Below are 14,529 nucleotides of genomic sequence, written 5' to 3'. Positions count from 1 at the left end.
GGTGAGCCGCCGGTCCGGGGTCTAGATCGCGGCCAGTGGGTGTTCGAATCCCCGCTCGGACATGTGGCGCGCGACCTGCCTGAGGTCGGCGGCGAACTCTTCGGTCTTGGTCTCGGTGAAGCGGACGGTGGGGCCGCTGAGGGTGAGCGCGGCGACGACGGCGCCGGAGGGACCGCGGACGGGAGCGGCGACGGCGGACAGGCCGTCCTCGCGTTCGCCGTGGCTGACGGCGTGGCCTTGGTGGGCGGCCTCGGCGATCCATTCTTCGAGGCGGCGCACGTGGCCTTCGCCGTACGGGGAACTGCGCGCGATCCTGGCGAGCAGGGCGGGCGAGGCGTCGTGGAGCAGTACCTTCGCCGAGGCGCCGCCCCACAGCGGGAGTTCGTCTCCGATGTGGACGACGTGGCGCAAGGGTTGCGGGCTCTCCTGTTGGGCGATGCAGACGCGCACGATGTCGCGGGCGACGTAGAGGTTGACCGTCTCGCGCCGGCGGGAGGCGAGTTCGCGCATCATGCGGCGGGTCTCCGGCGGGAGTTCCCAGCTGTGGCGGACGAGGTGGGCCCAGCGCCAGAGGCCGGGCCCGGCCATGTAGCCACCGGCGGTCGCCCACAGCAGTCCATTGTGTTCGAGGGTCGCGGTCAGGCGGATGACGGTCGTCTTGGCCAGTCCGGTCGCCTCGACTATCTCGCGGACGGTGATCGTCGGCCGGTCCTCGGTGAGCAGGGACAGGATGTCGAGTGCGCGTCCTACGCTGCGCACGCCGCCGGACTCGGCCGGCTCGGCCGGGGTCTCGCCGTCGGCGGCGTGGTTCTGCTGGGGTGCCGACCTCACAGTGTGCTCACCCTTTCGCGCGTATCGGCGGCGCGTGCTCGGCGCCGCCGCGGGCCCGTCCCGCAGACCAATTCTGTGGCCTCGGTGTCCGCTTCACACATTCGTAACTTTCACGGCCGTGCCCCTTGCACGGGGCCACCGGATGACCGTACGGTACACCTAGTCCGTACAACGGTCTAGAAGTACTACCTAGCGGTCCTTGAGATGTAGCGGTCCCTGAGAGGCAGCACTTCCCGAGAAGTGATCCCGGAGAGAAAGGGTGAAGGCATGCTCGACGCGATCCCGGCGACCGGGAATGGAGTGACCGAGGCGCCCGCCCTCGCGGCCGGCGAGTGGACGACCGTCGGTGCGCCCTTAGAGCGGACCGGGCCCTACACACGCGAGGTCGTCAGCCGGACCTGGTCCGCCGCGCCGGCACTCGTCGAGCGCGTCCTCGACTTCGCCCGGGACAACGCCGGCGAGGTGGCCCGGATGTCACCGGCCGCCCGCGCCGGGATCCTTGAGAAGGCCGCGATCCTGGCCGCCGAAGCCCGCGAACGCATCGCCCGCCTCATAGCGCTCGAACTCGGCAAGCCCGTCCGCGACGGCCTCGGCGAGATGGACCGCGTCGCCGACACCCTGCGCGTGTGCGCCGCCGAGACGCGGCGCATCGGCGGCGAGGTGCTGCCCGTGGCGGGCTGGGAGCGAGGGGTCGGCGACACCGCGCTGACCTACCGGGCTCCCGTCGGCGTCACGCTCGCGATCACCCCCTTCAACGCTCCGGCGAACCTCCTGGCGCACAAGCTCGGCGCCTCCTTCGCGGCGGGCAACACCACCATCGTCAAAGCCCCGCCGCAGGCGCCCGCGACCTCGTCGGCGCTGGTCGCGCTGATGCTGGAGGCCGGCCTGCCGCACAGCGCGGTCCAGCTCCTGCACGGTGAGGGAGACGTCGGCGCCGCGCTGTGCGCCGGATCCGGTGTCGGGGTCGTCAGCTTCACCGGCAGCGTCTCCACCGGCGCCGCCGTCGCCCGCGCGGCCGGGCCGAAGCGCCTGGTGCTCGAACTCGGCGGCAACGCCGCCACCATCGTCTGCGAGGACGCCGACATCGCCCACGCCGCCAAGGTGTGCGCCCGGACCGGATACACCAACTCAGGGCAGAGCTGCATATCGGTGCAGCGGGTCTACGCGCACCGGTCGCGCTTCGGCGAGTTCGTCGACGCGCTCGCCGCGGAGGTCGCCGCGCTGAAGGTCGGCGACCCGCTCGACCCCGCCACCGACGTCGGCTCCATGGTCGACGACGCGGCCGCCGAACGCGTGGTGGCCTGGGCCGGTGAGGCGGCCGCCGGCGGAGCCAGGGTCGTGCTGGGCGGGACCCGTGACGGCGCCACCGTCGCGCCGACCATCGTCGCCGACCCGCCGCCCGACGCCTCGGTGGTGACCGAGGAGGTCTTCGGCGCGCTCGTCGCGGTCCTCCCCTACGACTCGTTCGACGAGGTCGTCGCCGCGTGCAACGCCAGCCGGTACGGGCTCCAGGCGGGCCTGTTCACCCGCGACGTCGGCCGCATCCTCACCGCCTGGCGGGAACTGGAGGTCGGCGGCCTGATCGTCAACGGCTCGTCGAACCACCGCCTCGACCACGTGCCCTTCGGCGGGATGAAGGACTCCGGCTTCGGCCGCGAATCCCCGCGCTGGATGATCGAGGACTACACGGTGGTCAAGACCCTTCTCCTGCGCGGCATGTCGATCTGGGGTGAGGAGTCGTGAGCGCCCCGACGACGGCCGCGCAGGTACTGGTCGCCCAGTTGGAGTCCTACGGCGTCGAGTACGTCTTCGGGACCTGCGGCCACACCAACATCGCCCTGCTGGACGCGCTGGGCCCCAGCTCGATCGAGTTCGTCATCGCCCGCCACGAGCAGACCGCCGCGCACGCCGCCGACGGCTACGCCAGGGCCTCGGGACGGCCCGGTGTCCTGCTCACCCACGTCGGCCCGGGGCTCATGAACGCCGTCACCGGTGTCGCGACCGCCGCGCTCGACTCGGTGCCGCTGATCGCGATCGCCGGCGACGTCCCCTCCTATATGCATGGGCGGGGCCCGCACCAGGAGGTCAACCTCCACGCCGACGCCGACCAGACCGCGATCCTGCGGCCCTTCGTCAAACGCGCCTGGCACGCCCACCGCGCCGAGGACCTGCCCCGCTTCACCGAGCGCGCGTTCTGGACGGCCACCTCGGGCCGCCCCGGCGCGGTCCTGCTCAACATCCCCATGGACCTGTTCTCCCGGCCGCTGGCCGCGGAGTTCGCCACCGCGCATCCCTTACCGGAGAACCGGACGCGGCCCGACATCGAGGAGCACGCCGCGGCGCACATCGCCGACGCGCTCATCGGCGCCGAGCGCCCGCTGATCTACGTCGGCGGCGGGCTTCGCGGCACCGAGGGCGCACGGGCGCTCCTCGACCTCGCCGAGACGCTCGACGTGCCGATCGCCCACTCGCTCATGGCGAAGGGCTCGGTACCCGACGACCACCCCCTCGTCCTTGGCATGACGGGCTTCTGGGGCCTGGAACTCACCAACGACTACACGCGGGAAGCCGACGTCGTGCTCGCCGTGGCGACCCGCTTCGCCGAGACCGACTCCAGCTCGTGGAACCCCGCCCACACCTGGCGGATGCCTCCGTCGCGGCTGCTCCAGATCGACGTCGACCCCGCCGAGATCGGCCGCAACTACCCGGTCGAACTGGGCGCGGTCGCCGACGCGACCCTCGCCCTGACCGCGGTCAACCGCGTGATGGGCGAGCGCGGCGTCAACCGGTCGCGGCCGGACCTGCGCGCCCGGATCCACGAGGCGAGAAGCGAGCTGTTCGCCGCGAGCGCCCACCGCGGCACGAGCGAGCAGTTCCCCTTGCGTCCCGAGCGGATCCTGCGGGACGTACGTGAGGCCCTGCCCGCCGACGCGGTCCTGGTCACCGACGTCGGCTGGAACAAGAACGGGGTGGCCCAGTGCTATCCCCTGCCGGCCGGGGGCCGTTTCATCACTCCGGGCGGGCTGTCCACGATGGGCTTCGGCCCGGCCGCCGCGCTGGGCGCGCAGATCGCCGACCCCGGCCGTGTCGTGGTGGCCCTCGTAGGGGACGGCGGCATGAGCGCGCAACTGCCGGCGGTGCCGCTGGCCGTCGAGCGCGGACTGCCGGTGATCTTCCTCGTCATGAACAACCGTGCCCACGGGACCATCGCCGACCTGCAGCGGGCGAACTTCGGGCGCGGGTACGGCTGCGAGTTCCGCGACCCCGACGGCGAGCCCTACAGTCCCGACTTCGCCGCCCTCGGCCGCGCCTGCGGAGCCGACGGCGTCACGGTCGAGCGGGCCGCCGATCTCGCCCCGGCACTGCGGAGCGCGGTCGGGCGCCGCCGGACGGTCGTCCTCGACGTGCCCATGGTCAACGAACCGGTGCCGACCCCCGGCCACTGGAACATCACCGACATCTACCAGGGAGTCTTCGACTGAGAGGCGCACCGCCATGATTCACGTGATCGACCCCTTCGATGTGTCCCATCCGCTCTGGCTCGGTCTCGACGATCCGGGTTTTCGCCGCAAGGTCTTCAAGATCGTCGACGAGCACAGCCTCGGCAGCGAGTTCCTCACCGGCGGCCTGACCATCTTCGAGCCCGGGGAGTCGAGTTCCCTGCACAACCACCCGGAGTCGGAGGAGATCGACTTCATCGTCCGGGGCAACGGCGAGGTGCTCACCGAGGGATCCGATGAGCCGGTCCCCTTCTCCGAGCACAGCTTCATGTTCATCCCCAAGGGCGTGATGCACCAGCACCGCAACACCGGCCGGGAGCCGCTGTGGCTCGTCTTCATCTACGGCCCACACGGCCGGCTGCCGGTCAACTGACCGACCCTCTCGCGAAATTCGAGGTGTACTGCCATGTCACCATCCGTGCGCCGGCGTGTCGCCGTCGTCCTCCTCACCGCCGCGCTGTCGGCCGGCTGTAGCGCACCCGGAAGCAACAACGAGTCGTCCGACAGCGGCACGGGCCCCATCAAGATCGCGCTCGTCGACGCCCAGAGCGGCCAGCTCAGCTCGCTGGGCGCCTGGGAGCTCAAGGGCGCCAAGCTCGCCGTCGACGAGTGGAACAACGCCGGCGGCGTCAACGGGCGCCCGATCCAGCTCGACGTCTTCGACGACCAGGGCGACCCGACCGTCGGCACCAACATCGCCCGCAAGATCGCCAGCGAGGGCTACATCGCGATGCTGGGCACCGCCGAGAGCGCGGTGACCATCGCGATGGCGCCGATCCTCAAGGAAGCCGCGATCCCCAACATCACCTCCGGGCAGTCGCCCGGCCTCATCGCCGTGCAGAGCCCCTTCCTCTTCCTCAACGGCCCCACCAGCGTCACCTACGACGAGACCCTCGCCGAGTACGTCGTGACGACCAAGGGCTACAAGAAGATCGCCCTCATCACCAACAACGGCTCCTACGGAAAGGGCGAGCACGACGCGTTCACCGCGGCACTCGCCTCCCGTGGCGTGACACCGGTCGCCGACCAGGTCGTCACCACCGAGCAGAAGGACTTCAGCGCCGCGCTGACCACGATCGGGCAGCAGAAGCCCGACCTGATCTTCCTCGGCGCCGAAGAGGTCGAGTCCGGACTCATCGTCAAGCAGGCCCGGTCCCTGGGCATCACCGTCCCCTTCGCCGGCGCCGCCCCGCAGGGCACGCCCGTGTTCGCCGACACCGCCGGCGCCGCCAACGTCGAGGGCACCATCGTCAGCTCCCCCTACCTCGGCAACGACGTCAGCGAGGCCGCCAAGACCTTCGCCGCGGCCTATCTCGCCGCCTACGGCGAGGAGGCCGAGATGCACGGCGCGAAGGCCTACGACGGCGCCCAGATCCTGCTGACCGCGCTGAAGACCAGCAACGTCGCGACCGGGCAGGCGCTGGCCGACGCGATCCGCGCGACGAAGCACACCGGGCTGCTCGGCGACTTCGCCTTCGACGGCACCGGCGTGGGCATCACCGCCACGTCGATCGGTGTCATCACCAACGGCGAACTCGTGGCCGAGCCTTCCTGAGCCGACACGTGGGCGGCCGGTCAACGGCCGCCCACGTCACCGCGCCGCGGGCGGTCCCGTCGGCGGCACGCATGAGGAGAACCATGCAGCTCACCATTCAGACGTTCATCGGCGGTGTCAGCCTCGGCGCGGTCTACGCCCTGGTGGCCATGGGCTTCTCCCTGGTCTACCGCACGATGGGGCTGGTCAACTTCGCGCACGGCAACGTGGTCATGGTCGGCGCCTACCTCGTCTCCACCTTCTACCTGTCGACGCAGGTCCCCTTCGCCGTCGCCATGGTCGTCGCCATCGCCGTGACCGGACTGATCGGCGTGATCATCGAACGCGCCCTGCGGCCCTTGGAGAACAAGGACTTCGACCTGATGCTGATCGGCACCATCGGCTTCGGCATCGTCCTGGAGGCCCTGGCGATCCTCATCTGGGGCGCGACCGGCCGGGCCGTGCCCTCACCGGTCGCCACGCAGCCGCTCGACGTGTTCGGCATCCGCATCCGCACCTACGACATCATGGTCCTGGGCATCGCCGCCGCCGCGACGCTCCTGCTGATGGCTTTCCTGCAGCGCACCAAGCGCGGCGCCGCGATGCAGGCCGTCGCCATGGACCACGAGGCCGCCACCGCCGTCGGCGTGCACGTCGGGCGCAGCAACGCCATCGCCTTCGTCATCGGCGCCGGACTGGCCGCGCTCGCCGGAGGCCTGGTCGGGCCGATGCTCTACGTGAGCCCCGCGATGGGCGGGACGCTCGGCATCAAGGGCTTCGCCGGCGCCATCCTCGGCGGCTTCGGCAACATCCCCGGCGCGATCCTCGGCGGCCTCGCGATCGGCATCCTCGACTCCTTCTCGGCCGGACACTTCCAGGGCTATTCCGACCTGGTGACCTTCGTCGTGTTCACCGCGATCATCATGATCCGGCCGACCGGCATCTTCGGAGAGACCACGGTGAACCGGGCATGACCAGATCCGCCAAGTTCCGTCTGGCCGCACTCGTCTCGGCCGGGGCCCTCGCGTGGCTCCTCCCGTACCGGCTCGACACCTACGCCATCCACGTCGTCGACGTCATGCTGCTGTTCGCGATCCTCGCCGTCGGCCTCGGCCTCGTCATGGGCATCGCCGGCCAGATCAACCTCGCCCAGATCGCCTTCTTCGGCCTGGGCGCCTACGTCACCGCGATCCTCACCACCAAGGCCGGTCTCGGGTTCTGGACCGCGGCGGTCCTGGCCATCGCCGCGACGGCCGTCGCCGGGCTCACCGTCGGCCTGCCGGCCCTGCGGATGCAGTCCCACTACCTCGGCATCGTCACCCTCGGTCTGGCACTCGCCTTCACCAACTGGACCACCAACGCCGAGATCGCCGGTGGCGCCGAGGGCATCTCGGCGATACCCGTCCCGCCGATGCCCGGCGTCGACCTGTCCAGCCCGTACCTCTTCTACTATGTCGAACTCATCGTCTTCGCCATCGCGCTCGCGTTCGGGCTCTTCGTGGTCCGCACGCCCCTCGGGCGGCGCATGCGGGCCATGCGCGACGACGCGCTCGCGGCCGGAGCGGTCGGTGCCGAGGTGCCGATGCTGCGCATGACGGCGTTCCTGATCGCGAGCGTCTACGGCGGAGCGGCGGGCGTCCTCTACGCCGGCCTCATCCGCTACGTCGCGCCCGAGACCTTCAGCATCGCCAACATGTTCCTGCTGCTGGCCATGGTCATCATCGGCGGGCGGCAGAACCTCGTGGGCTGCGCGATCGGCGCCGCCGGGCTGACGCTGGTCCGCGAGCTGCTCATCGACTACCCCACCTACGCGCAGATCGGCTACGGCTCGATCGTCGTGCTCACGGTGGTCTTCGCGCCCACCGGGCTGGCCGGGCTCCCCGCCCGCGTCACCGCCTTCCTGCGGCGACGCGGCCGCGGCTCGTCCGCCGACGTTCCCGCGCTCGGCGAGTTCACGCCCTACCCCGTGACTCCACCGGACACCGAGGCCGGCGACGGGCCGCTGCTGACCGTCGACGGCCTGAGCAAGCAGTTCCGCGGCGTCAAGGCCCTCACCGAGGTCGGCCTCACCGTGCCGGCCGGTCAGATCCGGGGCATCGTCGGCCCGAACGGCTCGGGCAAGACGACCCTGTTCAACGTGGTCAGCGGCTTCTACAAGCCCACGGCGGGGCGGGTCCTGCTCGACGACCGCGTCGTCTCCGGCGCGCGGCCCCACCGCATCGCGCAGGCCGGCATCGCCCGCACCTTCCAGAACCTGCGCCTGTTCGGCGACCTCACGGTCACCGACAACATTCTCGTGGCCCTCGACCGCACCCGGACCACGTGGATCTGGCGGTACCCGCTGTGGCCCGTCGGCGTCGTCCGGCGCGACCGCGGCATGCGCGCCGAGGCCGCCGAGGTCCTCGACCGCTTCGGTCTGGGCGGCTACGGTCCGCTGCGGCCCAGCGCGCTGCCGTACGGCATCCAGCGCCGGGTCGAGATCGCCCGTGCGATGGCGCGGCGGCCCCGGCTCCTCCTGCTCGACGAACCCGCGGCCGGGCTCAACGGCGAGGAGGTCCGCCAGCTCGGCGAGATCGTCCGCTCCATCCGCGACAGCGGTGTCACCGTCGTGATCATCGAGCACAACATGGGACTGGTCATGTCCCTGTGCGACCACGTGACCGTGCTCGCCGGCGGCGGTGTCATCGCCGAGGGCACGCCCGCCGAGGTCGCCGTCGCGCCACAGGTCATCGAGGCCTACCTGGGCGACTCGGCGATGTCCCACGACGTTCCCCAGGCGACCCGTACGGAGACACGATGAACGAGGCACCCGCCGCTCTCAGCGTCCGGAACCTGTCGGTCCACTATGGAGGCGTCTACGCGGTGCGCGACATCAGCTTCGACGTCGCGGCCGGCGAGGCGGTCGGCGTCATCGGCGCCAACGGCGCCGGGAAGACCTCGACCCTCAAGGCACTGCTCGGCCTCGTGCCGCGCACGGTCGGCGGACTCCGCTTCGGCGACACCGACCTCGCCAAGGTCAAGGCGCACGACATGGTCCGCCACGGCATCGGCTACGTGCCGGAGGGCCGCCACGTCTTCGTCGGGCTGAGCGTCGAGAAGAACCTCCTCCTCGGCGCCTACTGCCGGCCGTGGAACAAGGCGACCAGGTCCCGCCTCGACGAGGCATACGACCTCTTCCCCATGCTGCGCGACATGCGCGGCCGCCTCGCCGGAGCGCTCTCCGGCGGGCAGCAGCAGATGCTCGCCATCGGCCGCGCCCTCATGTCGCGGCCCCGGCTGCTCCTCCTCGACGAGCCGTCGATGGGCCTGTCGCCCAAGCTCGTCGAGGACATCCTCGCCGTACTCCAGCGGCTGCACCGGGAAGGACTGAGCACGGTCCTGGTGGAGCAGAACGCGAAGCTCACCTTCGAGGCGGCCTCGCAGTGCCTCGTCGTGGAGAACGGCGCGGTGGCGCTGTCGGGGACCTCGCAGGAGTTGCAGCACGACCCCAGGGTGCGCAAGATCTACCTCGGGCTATGACGGTCGGCGCGGGTCGAGACGCAGCGTCGCCGAGCGGGACAGGTCGTTGGTGACCGAGCCGACGATGTCGTCGGCGTACCTGCGGTACTTCGCACGGTAGGCGTCGTCGATGGCCGCGTTCAGCGCCGGGTCGTCGTCGACTTCGACGAAGGTCACGTCCTTGGTGACGCCTCCGCAGCTGACGCTGCCCTCATGGCGGGTGAGGACACCCCGGTACCAGCCGCCGGGGCCCTTGACGGGCCGGACATAGGCCGCGTCGCCGTGGCGGACCACCCACATGGTCACCGGGTCGCGCAGGCTGCCGTCGGCGCGCTCCGAGCGCAGGTCCAGCTCGTCGGTCTCCTCGATCGTGCCGAGTTCGGCACTCGTCCAGGCCGTCATCACGGTCATCCTCCCTGGCTCGGGCGTTCGCGCGGGCCGTTGTACTCGTCGTCGCCGACCTTGGCTCCCCACACGGTCTCGGGCGTCTCCGGGTCGCCGGTGAACCACTCGGCGGGCGCCTTGCTGGTAGGCGGCGGTGTCAGGATCTCCATGGCCCCTCGCTTTCTGACACCGGTGATCAGCCAGGTGCGCGGTGTCCGTTCGGCGCTGCCGTCGCTCATCGGGTCTCCTCCCTCCCGCTCATGCCTCGGGGATGTCCCGGCCGAAGGTTTCAAGGGTCACGTCGGCGGGCTCCGGACCGCCCCGGACGCCGGTGTCGAGGCCCTCGAGGACGGCGATCTGGTCGTCGGTGAGCTCGAAGTCGAAGACGTCGAAGTTCTCCACGATGCGCTCGGCGCGCACGGACTTGGGGATCGCCGAGCGGCCCTCCTGCAGATGCCAGCGGATCATGACCTGCGCGGGGGTCTTGCCGTGCGCGGCGGCGATCTCGCCGATGGCCGGGTCGTCGAAGGTGCTGGTCCCGGTGCCCCGGTAGCTGGTGATCCCGCCGATCGGTGACCACGCCTGCGTGACGATGCCGCGCGCCTCGTCGGCCGCCCGCACGTCCGGCTGCGTGAAGTAGGGGTGCACCTCGACCTGGTTGACCGCCGGAACCACCGTCGCCTTCTCCAGCAGCGCGTCGAGGTGGTCGGGCATGAAGTTGCTGACGCCGATCGCGCGTACCTTCCCGTCGGCGAGCAGGGTCTCCAGCGCGCGGTAGGCCTCGCGGGTGAGCTCGAAGCGGCCGGGCAGCGCCTGATGGAGGATGAACAGGTCGATCCGGTCGACGCCGAGCTTGCCGGCGCTCTTGTCGAAGGCGTGCAGGGTCTGGTCGTAGCCGAAGTCGCTGATCCAGACCTTCGTCTCGATGAACACGTCCTCTCGCGGCAGGCCGGAGCGGATGATCGCCTCGCCGACCTCGCGTTCGTTGCCGTAGGCCGCGGCGGTGTCGATCAGGCGGTATCCGGTCGACAGGGCCGTGCGGACCGCCTCGACCGTCTCCCCGGGCGGTGTCTGGAACACGCCGAAGCCCAGTGCGGGCATCTCGACGCCGTTGTTGAGGGTGAGGTTCATGTCGTGTGGCTCCCGGTGTCAGGGGCGGATGAGCACTTTCAGGGCCTCGCGGCGGTCCATGGCGCGGTAGGCGTCGGGGACGCCGTCGAGGTCGACGGTGCGGTCGAAGACCTTGCCCGGCTGGACGGTCCCGTCCAGGACGTGGGGCATGAGCTCCTCGATGTAGGCGCGGGCCGGGGCGGGGCCGCCGGTCAGGGTGATGTTCGGGCCGAACAGGCTGCCGAAGCCGACCGGAGCCTCGGAGTACTGCGGCACGCCGACGCGAGAGATCACGCCGCCGGGCCGGACCACGCCGACGGCCTGCTCGTAGGCGGGCATGTGGCCGACGGCCTCCAGGACCCTGCGGGCGCCGTGCCCGCCGGTGAGTTCGCGGACCTTGGCGATGCCCTCCTCACCGCGCTCGGCGACCACGTCGGTCGCGCCGAACTCGATGCCGAGGTCGGTGCGGGACTTGTGCCGTCCCATGAGCACGATCCGCTCGGCGCCCAGGCGCCGGGCCGAGAGGACGGCCATCAGCCCGACCGCGCCGTCGCCGATGACGACGACCGTGTCGCCGCGCTCGACGCCGGCGGTCTTGGCTGCGTGGTGGCCGGTCCCGTAGACGTCGGACAGCGTCAGCAGGCCGGGAAGCAGCTCGGAGTCCTCCCCGACGGGCGCCTTGACGAGGGTTCCGTCGGCCAGCGGCACGCGGATCGCCTCGGCCTGCCCGCCGCCGATGCCGTCGCCGGCCCAGAAGCCGCCGTGCAGGCAGGAGGTCTGGAGGCCTTCGCGGCAGAACTCGCAGGTGCCGTCGGACCACGCGAAGGGGGCGATCACCAGGTCGCCGGTGCGCACGGTCGAGACCTCCGAGCCGGTCTCCTCGACGACGCCGATGAACTCGTGGCCCATCGGGGACGCCTCGCCCGCGGGCATCGAGTGGTAGGGGTGCAGGTCCGAACCGCAGACGCAGGCGGCGACCACGCGGAGCAGAGCGTCCGTCGGCTGTTGGAGGACGGGGTCGGGGACCGTGTCGATCCGCACGTCGCCCGCGCCGTACATGAACGTAGCTCGCATACTGGAAAACCCTTCTCGCTGTTCAGGGCCTCACCGACGCTGGGAATCAGCCTAGGCGGGCCGGGCCGCCGAGACGGCCGAGTCCAGCTAACGCCTCTTCCGCCGGCCGGGGCAGTGCCTGTCGTTCCAGGTAACGCCAGTACCTGCTTCACCCGTCACCGCTCGCCTAACGTGGAACGACAGGCGGCCCCTCCGGGTCGTTTCCCGGACGGCGGCGGGCGAAGGGGACGATCATGGTCGGGTCGACGCGACGCACGGTTCTGCGAGCCGCCCTGCTCACGGGCGCGTCCCTGGCCGGTTGTGCGGAGCGTCCCCCGGCACCGATCGGTTCGGAGGAGGCACCGATGTCCGGCGACGGGATCCTGCTCGCCTACTTCTCGCGGGCGGGAGAGAACTACCTCGAAGGCGGCAGGACCGTCCTCGAAGTGGGAAACACCGAGGTCGTGGCGGGTCTCATCGGTGAGCGCGTCGACTGCGAGGTCTACCGCATCGAGGCCGCCGACCCCTACCCGCACGACTACGACGAGACGGTCGACCGCAACGTCGAGGAGCAGGAAACCGACGCGCGACCGGAGATCGCCGGCACCCTGCCCGACCTGTCCGGCTACCGGACCGTGCTGATCGGCAGTCCCGTCTGGAACGTCCGCGCACCGATGATCATGTCGACCTTCGTCGAGGGCCTCGACTTCACGGGCAAGACCGTCCTGCCCTTCGTCACCTACGCGGTCAGCGGGATGGCGGGCGTCGACGAGGACTACCGGACGGCGCTCCCCTCGGCCGAGATCGGCACGGGGCTGGCCGTCCGCGGAGAGGAGTCCGCCGACGCGGGCGCGGCCGTGGAGGACTGGCTGCGCGGGGCTGGGTTGGTGTGACGCCGGCCTACGGGCCGACGGTGTCGCGACCAGGCGTGCTCCAGCCGCCGGCGCCTACCTCACCCCGTTTTGGTCTCGGTGCCGGTCATGGTCACGGGTTCTCGAAGGGTCATGGCGTTTGCCTCTTCACTTCAGGGTTCGGGGACGACGGCGACAGGTGACCAGGAGTGGTGCAGCACGGCCTGGCTGACCGAGCCGGTGTGGGAGCGTCTTCCGCTGGTGCCGACCACGACGAGCCGGGCCGCCGTCGACCATTCGACGAGGGACTGCGCGGCGCGCTTCTCCGTGACGATGCAGGTGACCTTGAGGGCGGGGTGGTCCTTCACGAAAGGTGCGACGTGGTCTCGCAGCAGCTCGGCGCGGCGGGCGGTCTGACCGGCGACGCTGCCGGCGGCCCGCTGGCCGACCGGCTGGAAGGCGTGCACGACGACGAGAGTCGCGCCGCGCAGGGCCGCGTGTTCGGCGGCGTAGGCGAGTGCCGCGTGGGAGGCGGCGGTGGCGTCGAATCCGACGACGACCGGCATGTCGGTGACCTCGACCGGTACGGCGCGGGTATGCGGGCGGATGACGGCCACGGGGCAGGGCGGGTCGGAGGCGATGGCGTTGCTGACCGAGCCGAGGAGCATGCGGCCGAGCAGCCCTCGTCCGTGACTGCCGAGAACCAAAAGTGAAGCGTCGCGCGCTTCGTCGCTGAGGACCTCGAAGGGTCTGCCTTCGATGTTCTTCGTCGAGACCCCGACGCCCGTCCCGGTCTCGGCGACGATGCCGGCGGCGGTCTCCAACAACCCCTCGGCGTGGCGAACGTACTGCGTGCGGGCGCTCGGATCGGCGTGTTCGCCGTAAAGAGGAAAGTCATGGTCGTCGCGGCCGAGGCGGGCGACGGCCGTCAGCCACTCGAAGGCGTGCACCACGACAAGTTCCTTCGATGTGGCGGCCGCCTCCTCGGCCGCCCAGCGCAGGGCCACGACGCTCTCGGGGTCCTCGTCGACGCCGACGACGACCGGGAGTTTCTCGGGGTGGGATCGCATGGATCGAGCATCCGGCGGCGCCGACCGTGACGTCAGGGACGAAACAGGGCTCTCGGCAGGGACTTTGGACCCCGTTGGGACAGGGACCTCCGTCGGCGGGGCCGAAAGTCCCTGCCGGCAGCCACCAGGCGTCCCTGTACGCCGACGTGTGGACAGCGCACTTTGGGGGTATGGACTCCTGACACCGTGGAGGGCGATGATCATGGCGACTCTGACCGAACTCGGCGCTTTCGCGCTGTTCCAAGACCTGGAGCGAGACCATCTCGCCCAGGTCGCGGCGACGGCTCGCGACGTGCGCTACCGGACGGGTGACCGGCTCTTCGACGAGGGCACGCCGGCGTGGGGCTGCTGGCTGATCACGTCAGGGCGGGTCGCACTGGACGACGGGACCTCGCCGGCCGTCGAGTCGCTCAGTGCCGGCGACGTGCTCGGCTGGTCGTGGCTGGTGCCGCCCTACCGCTGGCACTTCACCGCGACGGCGGTCACCGACGTCACCGCGATCCTGCTGGACACCGACCGCCTGAAGAACTTCACCGACGCCGACCCGAGCCTCGGCCACGCGGTCACCAAAGCGCTGTTCGCGGTCCTCCTCAGCCGGTTGCAGGCCACGCGCGCCCGGCTATCGGCCTCCCCACCGGCGCGGCCCGACGGCGCCGACAGGTGAGCACTCCCCCGCAACACCTCCGGAAGGACATTCC

The 14,529-nt window shown here is 70.9% G+C and carries 15 protein-coding genes; 9 read left to right on the top strand and 6 right to left on the bottom strand.

The window, feature by feature from the left end:
* Positions 1-21: 21 nt before the first annotated feature.
* The gene (locus tag AB0I28_RS13725) at positions 22-831 is read right to left on the bottom strand and encodes an IclR family transcriptional regulator (protein ID WP_357492996.1); all 810 of its coding nucleotides are present in this window, start codon (positions 829-831) and stop codon (positions 22-24) included.
* Positions 832-1,098: 267 nt separating this feature from the next.
* On the opposite strand from AB0I28_RS13725, the gene AB0I28_RS13720 reads away from it, so the two are divergent.
* From AB0I28_RS13720 to AB0I28_RS13690, 7 genes are all read left to right on the top strand, one after another.
* Positions 1,099-2,574, top strand: a complete 1,476-nt coding sequence (locus AB0I28_RS13720) for an aldehyde dehydrogenase family protein (protein WP_357492994.1) — start codon at positions 1,099-1,101, stop codon at positions 2,572-2,574.
* Positions 2,571-4,313: a thiamine pyrophosphate-binding protein gene (locus AB0I28_RS13715; RefSeq protein WP_357492992.1), complete on the top strand. Its 1,743-nt coding sequence runs from the start codon at positions 2,571-2,573 to the stop codon at positions 4,311-4,313. The genes AB0I28_RS13720 and AB0I28_RS13715 overlap by 4 nt, the downstream gene beginning before the upstream one ends.
* 13 nt (positions 4,314-4,326) lie before the next feature.
* Positions 4,327-4,704 carry a cupin domain-containing protein gene (locus AB0I28_RS13710; protein ID WP_357492990.1) on the top strand — a complete coding sequence of 126 codons (378 nt, stop codon included), beginning with the start codon at positions 4,327-4,329 and terminating at the stop codon, positions 4,702-4,704.
* A 33-nt stretch (positions 4,705-4,737) separates the two neighbouring features.
* Positions 4,738-5,886 carry an ABC transporter substrate-binding protein gene (locus AB0I28_RS13705; RefSeq protein WP_357492988.1) on the top strand — a complete coding sequence of 383 codons (1,149 nt, stop codon included), beginning with the start codon at positions 4,738-4,740 and terminating at the stop codon, positions 5,884-5,886.
* A gap of 83 nt (positions 5,887-5,969) precedes the next feature.
* Positions 5,970-6,839 carry a branched-chain amino acid ABC transporter permease gene (locus AB0I28_RS13700; RefSeq protein ID WP_357492986.1) on the top strand — a complete coding sequence of 290 codons (870 nt, stop codon included), beginning with the start codon at positions 5,970-5,972 and terminating at the stop codon, positions 6,837-6,839.
* Entirely contained in the window at positions 6,836-8,665 is a 1,830-nt protein-coding gene (locus AB0I28_RS13695) for a branched-chain amino acid ABC transporter ATP-binding protein/permease (RefSeq protein ID WP_357492984.1), read from the top strand. The genes AB0I28_RS13700 and AB0I28_RS13695 overlap by 4 nt, the downstream gene beginning before the upstream one ends.
* A complete protein-coding gene (locus AB0I28_RS13690; RefSeq protein WP_357492982.1) occupies positions 8,662-9,384 on the top strand; it encodes an ABC transporter ATP-binding protein in 723 nt (240 codons plus the stop codon). Before AB0I28_RS13695 ends, AB0I28_RS13690 begins: the two co-directional genes overlap by 4 nt.
* Here AB0I28_RS13690 and AB0I28_RS13685 read toward each other — a convergent pair.
* The 4 genes from AB0I28_RS13685 to AB0I28_RS13670 are packed head-to-tail and all read right to left on the bottom strand — an operon-like array spanning position 9,379 to position 11,931.
* On the bottom strand, positions 9,379-9,765 hold the full coding sequence (locus tag AB0I28_RS13685; protein WP_357492980.1) for a DUF2255 family protein: 387 nt from the start codon (positions 9,763-9,765) through the stop codon (positions 9,379-9,381). The two genes, AB0I28_RS13690 and AB0I28_RS13685, sit on opposite strands and share 6 nt — an antisense overlap.
* 5 nt (positions 9,766-9,770) lie before the next feature.
* Positions 9,771-9,986 (bottom strand): hypothetical protein, encoded by a 216-nt coding sequence (locus tag AB0I28_RS13680; protein WP_357492978.1) that lies wholly within the window; start codon positions 9,984-9,986, stop codon positions 9,771-9,773.
* A 19-nt stretch (positions 9,987-10,005) separates the two neighbouring features.
* Positions 10,006-10,878, bottom strand: coding sequence for an aldo/keto reductase (locus AB0I28_RS13675; protein ID WP_357492976.1), 873 nt, complete (start codon positions 10,876-10,878; stop codon positions 10,006-10,008).
* 18 nt (positions 10,879-10,896) lie between these two features.
* Entirely contained in the window at positions 10,897-11,931 is a 1,035-nt protein-coding gene (locus AB0I28_RS13670) for a zinc-dependent alcohol dehydrogenase family protein (protein WP_357492975.1), read from the bottom strand.
* A gap of 344 nt (positions 11,932-12,275) precedes the next feature.
* On the opposite strand from AB0I28_RS13670, the gene AB0I28_RS13665 reads away from it, so the two are divergent.
* Positions 12,276-12,803, top strand: a complete 528-nt coding sequence (locus tag AB0I28_RS13665) for a flavodoxin (RefSeq protein ID WP_357492973.1) — start codon at positions 12,276-12,278, stop codon at positions 12,801-12,803.
* A gap of 131 nt (positions 12,804-12,934) precedes the next feature.
* On the opposite strand, the gene AB0I28_RS13660 is transcribed toward AB0I28_RS13665, so the two are convergent.
* On the bottom strand, positions 12,935-13,831 hold the full coding sequence (locus AB0I28_RS13660) for a universal stress protein (RefSeq protein ID WP_357492971.1): 897 nt from the start codon (positions 13,829-13,831) through the stop codon (positions 12,935-12,937).
* 202 nt (positions 13,832-14,033) lie between these two features.
* Here AB0I28_RS13660 and AB0I28_RS13655 point away from each other — a divergent pair, with 202 nt between their 5' ends.
* A complete protein-coding gene (locus AB0I28_RS13655) occupies positions 14,034-14,495 on the top strand; it encodes a cyclic nucleotide-binding domain-containing protein (protein WP_357492969.1) in 462 nt (153 codons plus the stop codon).
* The last annotated feature ends 34 nt before the right edge of the window (positions 14,496-14,529 follow it).

It is taken from the genome of Phytomonospora sp. NPDC050363, assembly GCF_040655735.1.
In the GTDB taxonomy this organism is placed as follows: domain Bacteria; phylum Actinomycetota; class Actinomycetes; order Mycobacteriales; family Micromonosporaceae; genus Phytomonospora.
This window is presented reverse-complemented; position numbering and strand designations above follow the sequence as displayed.